Source organism: Protaetiibacter mangrovi (assembly GCF_024752305.1).
Classification (GTDB): domain Bacteria; phylum Actinomycetota; class Actinomycetes; order Actinomycetales; family Microbacteriaceae; genus Homoserinibacter; species Homoserinibacter mangrovi.
In genome coordinates this window covers 1-16,345 of record NZ_JANTHX010000002.1, presented here as the reverse complement: position 1 = coordinate 16,345, position 16,345 = coordinate 1, and the positions used below count along the sequence as shown (strand labels likewise).

Below are 16,345 nucleotides of genomic sequence, written 5' to 3'. Positions count from 1 at the left end.
GCAGGGTCGCGAGGTGACCCGACTGTAACACGTTCGTTATCGTTCCGTTACCTCGAATCGCCGAGGCGCGCGACGCGTCAGATGAGGCTCTTCGTGTGCCAGACGGTCTTCGTCTCGGTGAACGCGAGGATGCGGTCGAGCGAGCGCTCCGGCACTCCCGGTTCGGGACGCATCACGCGGGTGAGCGTCTCGGCGGCCGCGATCTCGAGGTCGACCCACTCGAGAGCGCCGGCACCCGCGAGGTCGAGCGCGTCGACGTCGGAGTGCGAGGCCAGCCACGGCGCGACCTCGGCGGGAGACCCGGTGAGCACGTTCACGACTCCGCCGGGGAGGTCGGAGGTGGCGAGCACCTCGGAGAGGCTGATCGCCGACAGGGGGTGCGCCTCGTCCGCGACCACGACGACGGCGTTGCCCGCGACGAGAGCCGGCGCGACGACGCGGACGAGACCCAGCAGGCTCGCCTCGCCCTGCGGCGCCACGATCGCGACGACACCGGTCGGCTCCGGGACCGAGAGGTTGAAGTACGGACCGGCCACCGGGTTGCCGGCGCCCGCGACCTGCGCGAACTTGTCGGCCCATCCGGCGTACCAGACCCAGGTGTCGATCGCCTCGTCGACCTGACGGCCGGCCTCCGCGGCCGTCACGCCCTCGGACGACGAGATCTCCTGCACGAACTGCGCACGGCGGCCCTCGAGCACCTCGGCGACGCGGTAGAGCACCTGGCCGCGGTTGTACGCGGTGGCACCCGACCATCCGGGGACGGCGGCGCGGGCGGCGACCACGGCATCCCGGGCGTCCTTGCGGGAGGCGAGCGACGCGTTCGCGAGGAAGCCGCCGTCGGCGCCGAGCACCTCGTAGCTGCGCCCGGACTCGCTGCGCGGGAACTTGCCCCCGATGTAGAGCTTGTAGGTCTTCGGGATGGTGAGGCGGGTCACTTGTTGTCTCCCTTGGTCTCGACACGCTCGCTGCGCTCGCTACTCGACCCGCCTGCGGCGAGGTACGCACCGAGTCCGTGGCGGCCGCCCTCGCGGCCGTAGCCCGACTCCTTGTAGCCGCCGAAGGGGCTGGCCGGGTCGAAGCGGTTGAAGGTGTTGGCCCAGATGACGCCCGCGCGCAGCCGGTCGGCGACGGCGAGGATCTTCGACCCCTTGTCGCTCCAGATGCCCGCCGACAGGCCGTACGGGGTGTTGTTGGCCTTCGCGATCGCCTCGGCGGGCGTGCGGAAGGTGAGCACCGAGAGCACCGGGCCGAAGATCTCCTCGCGGGCGATCGTCGACGAGGTCGAGACGCCCGTGAAGATCGTCGGCGCGAACCAGAAGCCGTTCTCGGGGATCTCGCACGGCGCGCTCCAGCGCTCGGCCCCCTCCTGCTCGCCGAGGTCGCTGAGCGAGCGGATGCGGTCGAGCTGCTCCTTCGAGTTGATCGCCCCGATGTCGGTGTTCTTGTCGAGCGGGTCGCCGAGGCGCAGGGTCGTCAGGCGCTGCTTGAGGCGGTCGACGACCTCGTCGTGGATCGACTCCTGCACGAGCAGACGGCTGCCGGCGCAGCAGACGTGACCCTGGTTGAAGAAGATGCCGTTCACGATCCCCTCGACCGCCTGGTCGATCGGGGCGTCGTCGAAGACGATGTTCGCGGCCTTGCCGCCGAGCTCGAGGGTGACCTTCTTGTGGGTGCCGGCGACCGCCTTGGCGATCTCGCGGCCCACCGAGGTGGAGCCCGTGAAGGCGACCTTGTCGACATCCGGGTGCCGCACGAGCGCGGCACCCGTCTCACCCGCACCCGTGACGATGTTGACGACGCCGGCGGGGAGGTCGGCCTGCTGCAGGATCTCGGCGAACAGCAGCGCCGTGAGCGGCGTCGTCTCGGCGGGCTTCAGCACGACGGTGTTGCCCGCCGCGAGGGCGGGAGCGATCTTCCACGCGAGCATGAGCAGCGGGAAGTTCCACGGGATCACCTGCGCGGCGACGCCGAGCGAGCGGGGGTTCGCCCCGAGCCCGGCGTAGTCGAGCTTGTCGGCCCAGCCCGCGTAGTAGAAGAACCATGCGGCGACGAGCGGCACGTCGGTGTCGCGACTCTCCTTGATCGGCTTGCCGTTGTCGAGCGACTCGGCGACCGCGAGCTCGCGCGCCCGCTCCTGCACGAGCCGGGCGATGCGGAACAGGTACTTGCCGCGGTCCGATCCCGACATCTTCGACCAGGTCCTGGTGTGGGCACGGCGGGCAGCGGCGACGGCGAGGTCGACGTCGGCCTCCGAGGCGATCGCGATCTCGGCGATCCTCTTCTCGGTCGCCGGGGAGACGGTGGCGAACGATCCGCCCGAACCGTCGACGAACTCCCCGTCGATGAAGAGCCCGTAGGAGTCCTGGAGGTGCAGGATCGCCGTCGACTCGGGGGCGGGTGCGTAGTCGAGGAAGCCGCGGCCGGTGATCTCGATGTCCTTCATGTGCGGTGTCCTCAGTCGATCGTCACGTAGTCGGGGCCGGAGTAGTGGCCGGTGCGGAGCTTCTGGCGCTGCAGGAGCACGTCGTTGAGCAGGCTCGACGCACCGAAGCGGAACAGGTGCGGCTGCAACCACTGCTCCCCCACCGTCTCGGCGACGGTCACCAGGTAGCGCACGGCGTCCTTCGAGGTGCGGATGCCGCCCGCCGGCTTCACGCCCACGTGCTCGCCCGTCAGCCGGTGCCAGTCGCGCACCGCCTCGAGCATCAGCAGGGTCACCGGAAGGGTCGCGGCGGGCGTGACCTTGCCGGTGGAGGTCTTGATGAAGTCGCCGCCCGCGAGGATCGAGAGCCAGGAGGCGCGGCGCACGTTGTCGTACGTGTTCAGCTCCCCGGTCTCGAGGATCACCTTGAGGCTCGCGGAGCTGCCGTCCGGGCGGCGGCAGGCGTCCTTGACGGCCACGATCTGCTCGAAGACGGTGCCGTAGTTGCCGGCGAGGAAGGCGCCCCGGTCGATGACCATGTCGATCTCGTCCGCACCCGCCGCGACCGCGTCGCGCGTGTCCGCCAGCTTCACGGCGAGCGAGGCGCGCCCCGAGGGGAAGGCGGTGGCGACCGCGGCGACCGAGACGAGCCCGTCATCCGGGTCGCCGTGTGCCGCTCCGAGCGCCTCGACCGCGACGGGCACCATGTCGCCGTACACGCACACCGCGGCGACCCGCGGCGTCGTCGGGTCGCCCGCGTCCGGGTGGAGGGCCTTGGCCACGAGGGAGCGCACCTTGCCGGGGGTGTCGGCGCCCTCGAGCGTGGTCAGGTCGATGAGCTCGATGATCCGGTCGAGCGCCCACGCCTTCGAGCCGGTCTTGATCGATCGGGTCGCGAGGGATGCGGCGCGCTGCTCGAGCCCGACCGCGTCGACGCCGCTCAGCCCCTCGAGGTACTGCCGCAGGCTGCGCTCGGTGAGATCGCCTCCCAGCACCCGGATGGCGCGCTCGGCGGGTGCGAGCGCGGTGGTCTGCATGGTCATGAGTCCTCCAGAAGGGCGCGGGCGGTGGCCTCGTCGGTGATGAGCACGGTGCACAGACCGCTCGTCACCACCGCGCGCGCGATGTCGTGCTTGGCTGCGCCCGCGATGACGAGGATCGCGGTCGCGGCGGCGCGCAGCGTCTCGAGCGAGACGCCGAGCGTGCGCTCGTCGAGCGCGGGGTCGACGATGTTGCCGTTGGCGTCGATGTACCTGCCGACGATGTCGCCGATGGCACCGCGCCGCGCGAGCTCCTCGACGTCGTCGGCGCGCAGGTAGCCGCTCTCGACGTGGGCGGAGTTCTCGTCGACGACGCCCGCGCTGTAGAGGTAGGCGTTCGCCTCCTCCGCCCGTTCGAGCACGGCGGCGACGGTGCGGTCCGATTCGATCGCCTTCTTGGTCGACAGGCGCTCGAGGATGGCGGGGCTCGGCAGCAGCACGGCGTGACCGCGCCCGCGCTGCGCGATCGTCGAGGCGAGGGTCGCCGCGGTGCCGGGGCGCCGGTTGAGGCTCACGCCCCCGTTGATCTGGACGACCGTGACGCCGGTCGCCCAGCCGTCCGGCATCCGCTCGGCCACGTCGGTGAGGGTGCGCCCCCAGCTGACCCCGAGCACCCGGGGCACGGGGCGGAACCCGGCGAGGAAGTCGGCGGCCGCCTGAGCGACCCGGCCCTGCACGCCGATTTCGTTCTCGGGGGTCGGCACCACCACGGCGTCGGCCAGGCCTAAGCGCTCCCGGAGGGCGCGCTCGGTTGCGAGCCGGCGGGCGCGCGGGTGCACGATCTCGATGCGCACGATGCCGTGTTCGCGGGCCTGGGCGAGCAGTCGGCCCGCCTTCCAGCGCGAGATGCCGAGCAGTCCGCCGATCTCGTCCTGCGTCTTGTTCTCGTCGTAGTAGAGCTCCGCGACGCGGACAGCGAGAAGTTCGTCGTCCATCATGTCTCCCCTACGACGGTAACGCCGCCGGGGAGTCGCTGCCAACATCCGCGTATCCATCTGCTCATATGAGCAGGGCCGTCTGTGCGCCGGCGCGGATGCGCGGTCAGCGCGCGGGACGGAAACGGGCCTCGCTGCGTGCTGCCGCGTCCTCGGCGCCGTGCTCCTCGGGCCAGCGGGCCCAGTCGACCGGGTGGCCCCGCAGGAGGTCCTCGAGCTGGTCGAGCCGCAGCTCCCAGAGCGCCGCACGATCGTCGCGCCGGCCCCAGACGTCCGACACCCGCACCTCGAGGCGGGTCGACTCGCCCCGGGTGCCGCCCTCGACCCGGAGGAGCCGCACGCGCACCGTGCCGAAGGTGGGCGAGGCCACCGCCAGCTGGGCGTCGGCCTGCGGATCGTCGGGCTCGCGGAACTCGAGCGGGGTGCTGCCCTCGAGCAGGCCCTCGTGGGGATGCAGCCACCCGGAGACGAGGACGGGATCGACGAGCGCCTCCCACACGATGGCGCGCGGCAGGTCGATCTGCCGCGCCAACCGGATCGCCTCCACGATGCTCACGGTACGCCTGCCCGCAGACGGCGCCCCCGCACGCCGCGGTTCAGAGTTCGGAGTCGACCGTGCGGGCGCGCGCGAGGACGGCGCCGGCGGGGAGCACCAGCACGACCACCGCGAGCAGGAACACGAGCGGCACTGTCCATCCGTCGGTCGCGTCGTGCAGGATGCCGACCACGAACGGTCCCACCGCCCCGAGGAGGTAGCCGACCGTCTGCACGAACCCCGAGAGGGCGACGGTCGTCTGCGGGGCGTCGGATCGCAGGTTGATGAGCACGAGCGCGAGCGGGAACAGCAGGGGCCCGGAACCCGCGCTCGCCACCCACAGCACGGGCGCCGCGCCCGGAGCGAGCAGCAGGCCGAGGTAGCCGACGACGAAGAACGCGCCGCCGAGCGCGACGAGCGGTCCCGCGCTGCGCGGGAACCGGGCCGCGATGACGGGCACGAGCAGCCCCGCGGGGAACCCCATGAAGGCGTAGAGCGCCAGAAGCGCCCCCGCCGCCGCCTCGGTCACGCGCGCCTGATCGACCAGCAGGGTCGGGAGCCACGCGAAGCTCGCATAGGCGCCGAGACTCGACGAGCCGAAGATGACGCCGAGCGCCCAGGCGGTCGGCGAACGCAGCAGCCGGATGCCGAGCCGGCGCGGCGGCGGTGCCCGATGCTCGACCGCGGCCTCGGTCGCGGCGGCCTGGGCGTCTCCGAGCTCGACCGCGCCGAGCTCGATGGGTCCGGTGCGGGCGAGGTCGACGGGTTCCGCGATGGCCGGAGGTCGCCGCCGCACCAGCACGGCGACCCAGGGCACCGCGGCGATCGCCGCGACGAGCATCCACATGGCCAGCGAGACCCGCCAGCCCGCGGCGTCGGCGACCGGGACGGCCACCAGGGCCGGCACGGCCGTCGAGACCGACATGAGCGTCGCGTACAGCGAGGTGATGAGCCCCACCCGGTCGGGGAAGTAGCGGCGCACGACCGGCGGCAGGAGCACGTTGCCGACGCCCACGCCGACGAGCGCGAGCACGCTGCCGAGCGTCAGCACGAGTGCCTCGGGGGCGAACGCGCGCACGAGGTGGCCCGCCGCCATCGCGACGAGCGAGGCGAGCAGCGCCTGCTCGAGGCCGATGCGGCGCGCGAGCGACGGGGCGAGCAGGCCGCTCGCCGCGAAGGCCAGCGGGGGCGCGGCGCCGATGATGCCGAGCACCACGGGATCGAGGGGGATGTCGCGGCCGATCCGGTCGAGGATCGGCGACATCGCGGCGACGGGGGTGCGCAGGCTGAGCGCCACGAGCAGCACGCCCAGCAGCGCGAGCGTGCGGCCCGCCCACAGCGGGCGCGCGGTCACGCGCTCTCCGCGAGCAGGCGGCGCGCCTGGTCGGCGTCGGCGCGGATCGCCGCGATCAGCTCGTCGAGCGAGGCGAAGCGGACCATGCCCCGCAACCGTGCGACGAACGCGAGCTCGATCGTGCGCCCGTAGAGATCGATGTCGACGTCGAGCAGGTGCGCCTCCGCCTGATGCTGCGGAACCCCGTCGAAGGTGGGGTTGTTGCCGATCGAGACGGCGGCCGCGTGCCGCACCCCGTCGACCGTGGCCCACGCCGCGTAGACGCCGTCGGCGGGGAGGAAGCCCTCGAGACGCTCCGGGTCGAGGTTGGCCGTGGGGTAGCCGAGTTCCCGCCCCCGCCGCTCGCCCTCGATCACGACGGAGCGCACCGTGGGCAGGCGGCCGAGCACCTGCGCGGCCTCGTCGACGCGCCCGGCCTCGAGCGCCTCGCGCACCCAGGTGGAGGAGGCGCGTCGCGCCGACCCGTCGGCATCGGTGCGCACATCGTCGATCAGCACGACCTCGAAGTCCGCCGCGGCTCCGAGCTCGCGCAGCATCGCCACGTCACCGGCACCCTTGCGTCCGAAGCGGAAGTCGCTGCCGGCGAGCACCACCCGCGCGCCGAGGCCGTCCACGAGGACGCGGCGCACGAACTCCGCGGGCTCGAGGTCGGCGAGCGCCTGGTCGAATTCGAGCATGAGCGTCGCGTCGACGCCCGACGACTCGAGCAGCTCGCGCTTCTGCGCGTTGCTGACGAGCGGATCGGGGCAGAAGGCGGGCGCCAGCAGCGAGAGCGGATGCCGGTCGAACGTCACCACGGCGCTCGCGATGCCCCGCTCCGCCGCGATCGCGCGGAGCCGGTCGAGCACCGCACGGTGCCCGGTGTGCACGCCGTCGAACTTGCCGATCGTGACCGCGCTCGGCCCGAAGCCGCTCGGGATCCCTCCGAGCCCCGAGAAGAACTCCATCACGCGTCGACCGCGGATCGTGCGCGACTGCGCAACCAGAGGATCCCCAGCACCGGGAGCGCGAGCGGGATGAACAGGTATCCCGCACCGAACGCGCTCCACACGGTGGCCTCCCGGCCGAAGGGGTTGGCGTCGTCGAGACCGAGCAGCGCCGGGGCCGCGAGCGACAGCGTGCCCACGACGAGCACCCCCGCGAGCTCGAAGCTGATGGTGATCCACGCGAGGCGATCCCAGCCCGCCGCGAGCGCGACCGTGGCGAGCACGTAGACGACCGCGGAGACCGCCGAGAGCGAGAAGGCGATCGGCGCCTCGTCGAACCGGTCGATGATCTGGAAGATCGATCGCCCGAGCGCGGCGATGGCGAGGATGGCGTAGACGGCGACGAGCACGCGGCCGATGCCGGATGCGCGGGGACGGGAGGGGGCGGACATCGCCATCCAGACTAGGCCAGCTGCACGGTCCAGATCTGTTCCATGCGCCAGAGCATCACGGCCACCGCGAAGGCCGCGGCCCCCAGCACGACGTTCGACCAGCGCGTGCGCTCGACGAGCGCCCACACGATGGCGAGGGGCGGGATGAGGAGCGCGGAGACGAGGTACATCCAGAACTCCAGCGGGTTGCCGGTCGGCGCGTTGCCGACGGCGGGCGCCACGATCGCCACCACGAGCTGCGCCAGCAGCAGCAGCTCGACGAGCGCCACCGAGAGCACGGTGAGGTCGTTGGGCTTGCGCCCCGCCAGTCCCGCGATCACGCAGACCAGTCCGACGAGGCAGGCGAGCACGAGCTGCGCGACGGTGAAGCCGAGGATCACGGGAGCACCTCCGCAGTCGGGAGCCCGAGGAGCACGCGGGTGCGCCCCCCGCGCAGCTCGACGAGCGCGGCGAGGTGCCCATCGGGGGTGAGCGCCGCGGCGACGGCGGCGTCGGGCGCCTCGAGTTCGATGCGCTTGCCGTGGGCGACGTCGCGGGTCGCGTCGGCGTCGAGCCGGACCACCGGGAAGAGCCGGCCGGCGACCTCGGCGGACGTCAGCAGGGCGGGCGCGGGCGCGTCGGGATGCTCGCGCGGGTCCGGGAGCTCGAGCGCATCCGCGACGTCGAACGGCCCCACCCGGGTGCGTCTCAGCGCCGTGAGGTGGCCGCCGACGCCGAGCCCGGCGCCCAGGTCGCGGGCCAGCGCCCGGATATAGGTGCCGGAGCTGCACGCGACGCGCGCGTCCACGTCGAGCAGCCGCCCCTCGCGACGGATGGCGTGCACGTCGAAGGCGTGGATGGTCACGGGCCGCGACGCGAGCTCGACCTGCTCCCCCGCGCGGGCCCGGTCGTAGGCGCGACGACCGTCGACCTTGATCGCGCTGAAGGTCGACGGGACCTGCTCGATCGGGCCGGTCAGCGCCGCGACACCGGCGGCGATGTCCGCATCCGAGACGCCCGAGGCGTCGGCCGTCGCCGTGACCTCGCCCTCGGCGTCGTCGGTGTCGGTCCGCGCACCGAGGCGGATGGTGGCCGCGTACTCCTTGTCGAGCCCGACGAGGTAGGTGAGCAGCCGGGTCGCGCTGCCGACGCCCAGCAGCAGCAGCCCGGTCGCCATCGGGTCGAGGGTGCCGGCGTGCCCGACCTTGCGGGTGCCGAGGAGGCGGCGGGCGCGCGCCACCACGTCGTGGCTCGTGACGCCCTGCGGCTTGTCGACGAGCAGGAGACCGGTCGTCACGACTGGCGGTCCCGCAGCGACAGCAGGAAGGGGAGCTTGGTGGGGAACACCTCGTCGAGCAGCTCGCGCACCGCGGGCTCCTTCTCGTAGTCGTCGGCCATCCGCAGCCCCACGAGCGTGTTGAGCATCATGCCGGTCGACAGGAAGCCGTGGGCCTCCGCCGGCGACATGCCCGCGTCGTCCCGCAGGAACTCGTAGACGCGGCGCATGCAGGCGCGCGCCTCCGGACCGATCACCGGATCGGCGCCGAGCATGAAGGCCTGCATGAGGCTGAGCAGCAGGCCGCGATCGGACAGCAGCTCCACGTAGTTGTGGGCGATGCAACGATGCAGCGTCTCGGCGTCGGGCGTCTCCGACTCGGCCGTGCTCTCCTCGAGCGCGGCGCGAAAGCTCGCCATCATGCGGCTGACGGCGCGCTCGAGCACGGCGAGGAACATCGCCTCCTTGCTGCCGAACATCCGCACCACATAGGGCTGACTGACCCCGGCCGCCTTGGCCACCGCGTCGGTGGTCGCGCCGTGGTAGCCGCGCTCGCCGAACACCCGGGTGGCCGCCTCGAGCACGAGGACGCGGCGGTCCTCGGAGCGCATGCGCGTGCCGGTGTCGGGAGCCGTCGTGGTCATGCTTGACATGTTATCAACCGATTACTACTCTCGCCATTTGTAATCATTCGATTACCACCAACCGCATCCGCCTCGACCGCACGGAGCCATCATGTCCACCTCCCCCGCCCCCCAGGCGCCGACCCGCCCGGCACGGCGCGTCCCGTTCGGGCTCGTCGTGCTCGCCACCGGCCTGCCGATGTTCATGGCGACCCTCGACAACCTCGTCATGACCAACGCCCTCCCCGCCATCCGCCTCGACCTCGACGCCAGCATCGAGGAGCTGCAGTGGTTCATGAACGCCTACACCCTGGCGTTCGCGAGCTTCATCCTGATGGCGGTCGCGCTCGGCGATCGCTTCGGGCGCCGCACCGTCTTCGCGGTCGGCATCGCCCTCTTCACCCTCTCCTCCGCGGCGGCCGCGATCGCGACCGACCCGACGCAGCTCATCATCGCGCGCGCCGTGCAGGGGCTCGGCGGCGCCGGCATCATGCCGCTCTCGCTCTCGCTGCTCGCGGGCGCCGTACCGGAACGCCGTCGCCCCCTCGCGATCGGCATCTGGGGAGGGATCGCGGGTCTCGCCGTCGCGCTCGGGCCGCTCGTCGGCGGCGCCGTCGTCGAGGGCTGGAACTGGAACGCGATCTTCTGGCTCAACGTGCCGATCGGCGTGATCGCCATCCCCGTCGTGCTGGCGCTGCTGCCGAACCCGTTCGGGGAGCGGCTGCGCGCCGACATCCTCGGCGTCGTGCTGGCCGGGCTCGGCGTGCTCGGCCTCGTGTGGGGCATCGTGCGCGGCAACGACGCGGGCTGGGACAGCGCCGAGGTGCTGACCGGACTCGTCGGAGGCGGCCTTCTGCTCGTGCTCTTCGTGCTCTGGCAGCTGCGGGCGAGCGCCCCCCTGCTGCCGCTGCGCCTGTTCCGCGACCGCTCGTTCTCGCTCGCGAACGTCGTGGGTCTCGGCTTCAGCTTCGGGATGTTCGGATCGGTCTTCATCCTGATCCAGTTCCTGCAGATCGTGCAGGGGTACTCGCCCCTCGAGGCGGGCGTGCTGACGATGCCCTGGACCATGGCCCCGATGGTCGTCGCCCCGCTCGCCGGCGCCTTCTCCTCGCGGATCGGCACCCGGCAGCTCATCGTGGCGGGCCTCGTGCTGCAGTCGGCGGCGCTCGCCTGGATCGCCCTCGAGATGTCGGCGGACGTCTCGTACGCCCTGCTCGTCGGACCGTTCGTCATGGCCGGTGTCGGCATGGGACTCGTGTTCGCGCCGTCGTCCACCGCGGTGCTCGCGAACATCGTCCCGACCGACACCGCGAAGGCGTCCGGCACCAACTCGACGATCCGCGAGGTCGGCATCGCCCTCGGCATCGCCGTGCTGACGGCCGTGTTCACGGGCGCCGGCGGCGAGCTGAGCCCGACCGGGTACGTCGACGCCGCGATCCCCGCGGTGCTGACGGGTGCGGGGGTCGTCGCCGCGACCGCCGTCGCAGCCCTCTTCCTGCCGTCCGGGCGACTCCGTCGCATCCGCCCGGACGACGCGGGAACCGCCGCGGCGGAGCCCGCGCCCGCGCGGGAGCCCGCGCTCGAGGTGCGGTAGCCGGTGACGGCAGCGCGGGCGCCCGGAATCCGGGCGCCCGCGCGTTGTCGACCGGGCTACTGCTCTGCCCAGGGTCCCCACTCGGATGCGCCGGGCGTGTCGCCCTGCGTCCACCACTTGGCCTTGTAGGTCGAGCCCTGGTAGGTCACCAGGTCGCCGGCGACGTAGACCGCGCCCGCGCTCCACGCGGCGGCGCCATCGCCCGGACCGCCCGGGTCGGTTCCGTCGCCGTCGCAGGCGGCGACGAGCGCCCAGACCTGCGCGCTTCCGGGAGTCTCACCCTGGGTCCACCACTTGGCGCTGTACTCCGAGCCGCCGTACGACACCGTGGCACCCCCCGTGTACACGGCACTCGCGCTCCATGGGGCTGCGGTGCACTCGCCCGGATCGGTCGGATCCGTCGGGTCGGTGGGGTCGGTCGGATCGGTCGGATCGGTGGGATCGGTCGGGTCGGTCGGATCCGTCCCGTCGCCCGGCACGCCGGTGCGCAGCTTGTCGGCCGCGACCGAGACGAGCTCGTTGTCCCGGTCGCCGTCGAGAGACCACCACATGGTCCCGCCGAGGCGCTTGTCGATCACGTACTGCGCCTTCTGCGCCGTCGTCTGCGCGTTGTCGTAGCTCCACCAGCGGGAACCGTCGTAGCGCCACGCCGCTCCCACGGCCGCGCTGTAGTACCCGGTGCCGACCGACTTGAGCTTGTAGTAGTCCTCGATCCCCGCCTCGTAGGTACCGGGGGCCGGACCGGATGCGCTCGACCACGGCGTCGAAGAGGCGACCCCGGTCCAGCCGCGGCCGTACGCGGCCAAGCCGATGCCGAGCTGCGCCGGAGCGATGCCCGCGCCGAGGTAGGCCGTCACGGCCTTGTCGACGCTGAAGCGCTTGTCGGCAGGCAGCGGGTTCGCCGGGTCGTCGTAGAGGTTCGCCTGGTGGCCGGTGCGGGAGGGGTCCCACGCGCCGTGCAGGTCGTAGCCCTGGATGTTGCCGTAGTCCAGGTAGTCGAACAGCTCGGGGTCGTTCCATCCACCCGCGCTGATGTCGGCGGGGTTCGCCGGCAGGAACGCGGACAGCAGGTAGTGCTTGCCGGTCTGGGCCCCGAGTGCGTCCAGCTGGGTGCGGAACTCCTTCAGCAGCAGGCGGAAGTTGTTCCTGTCGTTCGCCTGGTCGACGATGTTGCCCTCGAGCCCGTTGAGCGAGCCCGGCCACTCCCAGTCGATGTCGATGCCGTCGAACACACCCGCTGCGGCACCCGTGCCGCCGCGTCCGTCGATGACCGGCAGGTTGCCCTTGATGTAGAGGTCGATGCAGCTCGAGACGAGCTTCTTGCGGGACGCGTCGGTCCTCGCCGCAGCCGAGAAGTTCTTCGACCAGGTCCAGCCTCCGAGCGAGATGAGCGCCTTGAGGCCGGGGTGCTTCGCCTTCAGCTGCTTGATCTGGTTGAAGGAGCCCGCAAGCGGCTGATCCCAGGTGTCCGCCGCGCCCGAGACCGAGTCGGCGGCGGAGTAGCCCATGCCGAAGTCGGCCCACGCGTCACCGGCACCGTCGGAGCCGTTCGGCCCGGTGCCCTGCGCCTTGTTGGCGATGAAGCACTCGAGGCTCTGATAGTGGATGTTGCCGAATGCGTAGTTGAGGTGGGTCAGGTCCGCGGCTCCGCCCGAGCGCTCGAGCTGGCTCAGCTTGTACCCGCGCCCGTAGACGCCCCATTGGGCGAAGTACCCGACGTTGCGGTAGCCGTTGACCGCGGTGTCCTGGGCCGCGGATGCCGCCTGCGGAGCCGCGACGGCGGAACCCGCTGTCATCCCCGCGAGCGTCGCCACCATCGCACCCGTCGCGAGCGCGGCGATGATGCCGCGCGCGCGGTATCTCGTTCTCGTCATGTCGATCCTTGTCTTCAGGTCGGCGCGGCGACAGGGCGTCGGCGCGCCTGGTGCCGCCACGCTAGAGCGAGACGAGCGATGCGGCATCCGCAGCATCCACACGATCCCCGGGCCGCGGTGTACCCCGGGGTACGTGTTTCCACGTACCGGCGCCCGCACCTGTCAGGCGCTGAGGCCGACGCGGTGCACGAGCGCCGCCAACTCGACGCGGGATCGCAGCGTGAGCTTCGCGAGCACGCGCCCCACGTGGACCTCGACGGTTCGCACCGAGACGAAGAGCAGATCGGCGATCTCGCGATTGCTCGCGCCGTCGGCGACGAGCAGCGCCACCTCGAGCTCGCGGTCGGTGAGCAACTCGCGCCAGGTGGCCCGCGCGGGATCCGCGCTGCTCCTGGGCGGAGCCGGGCGGGGCGGCACCGAGCCCGACCGTACGAGCGCCCGCCTGACCGCATCGCGCCAGGCCAGAGCCCCGGCCTCCTCCAGCAATCGCTCTGCGACGAGCAGGTGCCCGCGAGCGGTCACGGGATCGCCGAGCTCAGCCCAGCGCCTCCCGATGACCGCCTCCGCCCGTCCGCGCTCGAACGGCGATTCGAGCTCGCGGGCGCTCTCGGTCACCGCGATCAGTTCCGGACGTTCTGCAGCGCGTGCCCCCGCCCGGATGTCCGCGGCGAGAACGGCGTCGGGCGGACGGTGCGCCCGACGACCGGTTCGATCCGCGCCCCCCGGGCCGTTCCCGCGGGAGGCCGCGAGCTCGACGGCCCCGGGCACCCAGAGCGCGTCCGCGACACAGCCGAGCTCGGCATCCAGGCGTGCCTTCACGACCGCGTCGTCCGGCCGATCGGCCAGGAAGTCGACCGTCGCCTGGTCACCCAACGGGACCACGCCCGCGGGCTGCGAACGCGCCCGTGCGAGCACGCGGGAGAGCAGATCCGGCTCCCCGGCGATCGCGATCTCGAGTCGGCGCGCCAGGGCGACCGCGAGACCGCCGAAGGGGATCGCGACGGGCAGCTCGAACGCCGAGTCCAGGAGCTCGCGGTGCGCGCCGCTCACGTCGCCGCTCCAGAACCGCACGAGGCTCGCGACCACGGCGCGATAGGCGCGACCCAGCGGTGAGCACTCCAGCCCGCCCGCCGGATCGCCGGCGATCGACGACGGCGGGGCCGGGCTGGTCGCGACCAGGCGAAGCGCCTCCGCGTAGTCGCCGTCCAACGCCAGCGCGACTGCGGACGCCACCTGACGGGCCGCCGTCTCGACGTCAACGTTCGCGTCGTGATCTCCCGGACCGAGCGCCGCCCACCGGTCGAGCTCGTCCTCGGGGGCGACAGCGACCTGTGCGCCGGTGGTCGCGAGATAGGCGCCGAGGGTGTCACCTGCCGCCGATCGACTCGATCCCCCGACTGCCGCGAGCCACCCGCGCGCGTCGTCGACGTAGCCTCCGGCGAGAGCAGCGAGCGCCGTGAGCAGTCGGGCTCGATCCCGCAACGCGCCGTCGGCCGCGTGGCTCGTCGCCTCCCGTGCGATCGCGAGCGCCCGCTCCGCGTCACCCGCCGTGAGCGTCTCGCGGGCGAGCGCGAGAAGAGGCGCGACGAGCTCGGAGTCGCCTTCGAGCGTGCACAGCGCACGATGCCATACGGCGCGACCGGCGTCGCCACGACGCTCGTAGAGGGCCCGCAACGACGCATGGACCGCTGTGCGCGCGGCGAGCGAGGCGCTCTCGTGCACCCACACGCGCATCCGCCGGTCGGCGAACGCGAAGTGCCCGGCGACGAGCTGGAGGTGCCGGCTGACTCCCCCCTCGACCAGGTCGCCCATGGGCCGACCGGCGAGGGCGAGGAGCACCTCCGTGCGATCGTCGACGCAGACCGCCGCCGCGAGGAGGGTCTCGTACTCCCAGTCCTCGAGCGCCGGATCCCCCACGGAGCGCTCGATCTGATCGAGGAGCGGCAGCGGGTCGGGCAGCGGTTCCCCGCCGCGTCGCTGGCCGGGTGTCATCCACGCGATCATCTGCATGATCGCGTCGTCGTCACCCGCGAGCTCACGCTCCAGCCGTGCGGCGACCGCCGGCGCGAGGGCGAAGTCGTGCGCATCGAGCCGACGCAGGATGCGCGATGCACCGTCGACGGCGGAGGAGTTGTCCGGGGCGGCAAGCGGATGACGTGCCGGTCTGCTCGCGCTCGTCCCCATCCACGCTCCGCTCACGTCGTCGGTGTTGCAGGCAATGCGGTATGTTAGCAAGCTTTACAAACACGGACCAAGCCCTCGCCGACGCTCGTTTCGCGAACTCGTAGGCTCGGGACATGCGGATCGGCGTGATCGGGGCTGGGGCGGTCGGTGGGACCTTCGCGGGGTTGCTCGCGGCGAAGGGACACGAGGTCGAGGTGACCGCGCGCGGCGCGCAGCTCGACGCCCTGCGCGCGGGCGGGTTGCTGCTCGACGGCGGATGGGGCGAGCACCGCGCCGCGATCACCGCCCACGCGACGCTGACGGAGCGTCCCGAGCTCGCCATCCTGGCCACCAAGGCGCAGGACTCGGCGACGGCGCTCGCCGCCAACGCCACCCGCCTCGAGGGCGTGCCGATCCTCGTCGTGCAGAACGGTCTCGGGGGGCTCGAGGTCGCGCATCGCGAGCTCCCGGATGCGCCGCTGCTGGGAGCGCTCGCGCTCTTCGCGGCGTCGTACCTCGAACCCGGGCACGTGACGGTGACCGGCCCGAACCCCGTCGTCATCGGCGCGGGCCCCGGTGCCGACCGGGTGCTCCTCGAACGGATCGCCGGCGTCGTCGGCGAGGCGATGCCCGTCGAGGTGAGCGACGACATCACCGCGGCGCAGTGGACGAAGCTGCTCATCAACCACGTCAACGCGCTCCCGGCGATCACCGGGCTCAGCGTGCAGGAGGTGGTCGTCGACCGCGGCCTCCGCCGGGTGATGACCGCGAGCATGCGCGAGACCGTTCGGCTCGCACGCCGGATGGGGGTGCGCTTCGGGAAGGTGCAGGGGGTGTCGGGATCGGTGCTGAACCTCCTGGCCGTGCTCCCGCTCGGCATCGGCGAGCAGTTCCCGCGGCTGTTGGCCCGACGCATGGGCGCCGTGCCGAACCCCGGCTCGACCCTGCAGAGCATCCGTCGCGGTCAGCTCACCGAGATCGACTTCCTCAACGGGGCCGTGGTGCGGGCGGCCGCCGACCACGCGCTGCTCGCGCCCGTCAACGCCGCGATCGTCGCCCTGGTGCACGAGGTCGAGCGCACGGGGTCGTTCCTCTCCCCCGCCGAGGTCGTCGACCGAGTCCCGGTCTAGGTGTAGTTCCTCGACACGTTGTGAACGGCTGAGGTAGGCGAA

General features: G+C 72.3%; 15 protein-coding genes. 2 read left to right on the top strand and 13 right to left on the bottom strand.

Features of this window, described 5'->3' with window-relative positions; genetic code table 11:
• Window positions 1–77 precede the first annotated feature (77 nt).
• The 11 genes from NUH29_RS00330 to NUH29_RS00280 form a co-directional block, all read right to left on the bottom strand.
• A complete protein-coding gene (locus NUH29_RS00330) occupies window positions 78–935 on the bottom strand; it encodes an aldehyde dehydrogenase family protein (protein WP_258796875.1) in 858 nt (285 codons plus the stop codon).
• On the bottom strand, window positions 932–2,443 hold the full coding sequence (locus NUH29_RS00325) for an aldehyde dehydrogenase family protein (protein WP_258796874.1): 1,512 nt from the start codon (window positions 2,441–2,443) through the stop codon (window positions 932–934). Before NUH29_RS00325 ends, NUH29_RS00330 begins: the two co-directional genes overlap by 4 nt.
• An 11-nt stretch (window positions 2,444–2,454) precedes the next feature.
• Complete coding sequence (deoC, locus tag NUH29_RS00320) at window positions 2,455–3,465, bottom strand: deoxyribose-phosphate aldolase (protein WP_258796873.1); 1,011 nt, start codon at window positions 3,463–3,465, stop codon at window positions 2,455–2,457.
• Complete coding sequence (locus NUH29_RS00315; protein WP_258796872.1) at window positions 3,462–4,397, bottom strand: sugar-binding transcriptional regulator; 936 nt, start codon at window positions 4,395–4,397, stop codon at window positions 3,462–3,464. The genes deoC and NUH29_RS00315 overlap by 4 nt, the downstream gene beginning before the upstream one ends.
• Window positions 4,398–4,503: 106 nt before the next feature.
• Window positions 4,504–4,953 (bottom strand): SRPBCC family protein, encoded by a 450-nt coding sequence (locus NUH29_RS00310; protein WP_258796871.1) that lies wholly within the window; start codon window positions 4,951–4,953, stop codon window positions 4,504–4,506.
• Between the two features lie 40 nt (window positions 4,954–4,993).
• Window positions 4,994–6,286: an MFS transporter gene (locus NUH29_RS00305; RefSeq protein WP_258796870.1), complete on the bottom strand. Its 1,293-nt coding sequence runs from the start codon at window positions 6,284–6,286 to the stop codon at window positions 4,994–4,996.
• On the bottom strand, window positions 6,283–7,233 hold the full coding sequence (locus tag NUH29_RS00300) for a bifunctional riboflavin kinase/FAD synthetase (RefSeq protein ID WP_258796869.1): 951 nt from the start codon (window positions 7,231–7,233) through the stop codon (window positions 6,283–6,285). Before NUH29_RS00300 ends, NUH29_RS00305 begins: the two co-directional genes overlap by 4 nt.
• A complete protein-coding gene (locus tag NUH29_RS00295) occupies window positions 7,233–7,664 on the bottom strand; it encodes a hypothetical protein (RefSeq protein ID WP_258796868.1) in 432 nt (143 codons plus the stop codon). The genes NUH29_RS00300 and NUH29_RS00295 overlap by 1 nt, the downstream gene beginning before the upstream one ends.
• An 11-nt stretch (window positions 7,665–7,675) precedes the next feature.
• The gene (locus NUH29_RS00290; protein ID WP_258796867.1) at window positions 7,676–8,044 is read right to left on the bottom strand and encodes a hypothetical protein; all 369 of its coding nucleotides are present in this window, start codon (window positions 8,042–8,044) and stop codon (window positions 7,676–7,678) included.
• Window positions 8,041–8,940, bottom strand: coding sequence for a tRNA pseudouridine(55) synthase TruB (gene truB / locus NUH29_RS00285; protein WP_258796866.1), 900 nt, complete (start codon window positions 8,938–8,940; stop codon window positions 8,041–8,043). Before truB ends, NUH29_RS00290 begins: the two co-directional genes overlap by 4 nt.
• The gene (locus NUH29_RS00280; protein ID WP_258796865.1) at window positions 8,937–9,563 is read right to left on the bottom strand and encodes a TetR/AcrR family transcriptional regulator; all 627 of its coding nucleotides are present in this window, start codon (window positions 9,561–9,563) and stop codon (window positions 8,937–8,939) included. Before NUH29_RS00280 ends, truB begins: the two co-directional genes overlap by 4 nt.
• Before the next feature lie 91 nt (window positions 9,564–9,654).
• On the opposite strand from NUH29_RS00280, the gene NUH29_RS00275 reads away from it, so the two are divergent.
• A complete protein-coding gene (locus NUH29_RS00275; protein WP_258796864.1) occupies window positions 9,655–11,136 on the top strand; it encodes an MFS transporter in 1,482 nt (493 codons plus the stop codon).
• Window positions 11,137–11,192: 56 nt separating this feature from the next.
• On the opposite strand, the gene NUH29_RS00270 is transcribed toward NUH29_RS00275, so the two are convergent.
• Together NUH29_RS00270 and NUH29_RS00265 are read right to left on the bottom strand one after the other, a co-directional pair.
• Window positions 11,193–13,010, bottom strand: a complete 1,818-nt coding sequence (locus NUH29_RS00270; protein WP_308445732.1) for a glycosyl hydrolase family 18 protein — start codon at window positions 13,008–13,010, stop codon at window positions 11,193–11,195.
• Window positions 13,011–13,172: 162 nt separating this feature from the next.
• The gene (locus tag NUH29_RS00265; protein ID WP_258796863.1) at window positions 13,173–15,209 is read right to left on the bottom strand and encodes a helix-turn-helix domain-containing protein; all 2,037 of its coding nucleotides are present in this window, start codon (window positions 15,207–15,209) and stop codon (window positions 13,173–13,175) included.
• Window positions 15,210–15,307: 98 nt separating this feature from the next.
• Here NUH29_RS00265 and NUH29_RS00260 point away from each other — a divergent pair, with 98 nt between their 5' ends.
• On the top strand, window positions 15,308–16,303 hold the full coding sequence (locus NUH29_RS00260) for a ketopantoate reductase family protein (protein ID WP_258796862.1): 996 nt from the start codon (window positions 15,308–15,310) through the stop codon (window positions 16,301–16,303).
• Window positions 16,304–16,345 lie beyond the last annotated feature (42 nt).

What these genes read in the sequence shown, in the direction of transcription:
- NUH29_RS00325 (WP_258796874.1), bottom strand. Translation starts at nt 2,443, where the DNA reads ATGAAGGACATCGAGATCACCGGCCGCGGCTTCCTCGACTACGCACCC.
- NUH29_RS00295 (WP_258796868.1), bottom strand. Translation starts at nt 7,664, where the DNA reads ATGTCCGCCCCCTCCCGTCCCCGCGCATCCGGCATCGGCCGCGTGCTC.
- NUH29_RS00315 (WP_258796872.1), bottom strand. Translation starts at nt 4,397, where the DNA reads ATGGACGACGAACTTCTCGCTGTCCGCGTCGCGGAGCTCTACTACGAC.
- NUH29_RS00270 (WP_308445732.1), bottom strand. Translation starts at nt 13,010, where the DNA reads ATGACGAGAACGAGATACCGCGCGCGCGGCATCATCGCCGCGCTCGCG.
- NUH29_RS00260 (WP_258796862.1), top strand. Translation starts at nt 15,308, where the DNA reads ATGCGGATCGGCGTGATCGGGGCTGGGGCGGTCGGTGGGACCTTCGCG.
- NUH29_RS00275 (WP_258796864.1), top strand. Translation starts at nt 9,655, where the DNA reads ATGTCCACCTCCCCCGCCCCCCAGGCGCCGACCCGCCCGGCACGGCGC.
- NUH29_RS00280 (WP_258796865.1), bottom strand. Translation starts at nt 9,563, where the DNA reads ATGACCACGACGGCTCCCGACACCGGCACGCGCATGCGCTCCGAGGAC.
- deoC (WP_258796873.1), bottom strand. Translation starts at nt 3,465, where the DNA reads ATGACCATGCAGACCACCGCGCTCGCACCCGCCGAGCGCGCCATCCGG.
- NUH29_RS00300 (WP_258796869.1), bottom strand. Translation starts at nt 7,233, where the DNA reads ATGGAGTTCTTCTCGGGGCTCGGAGGGATCCCGAGCGGCTTCGGGCCG.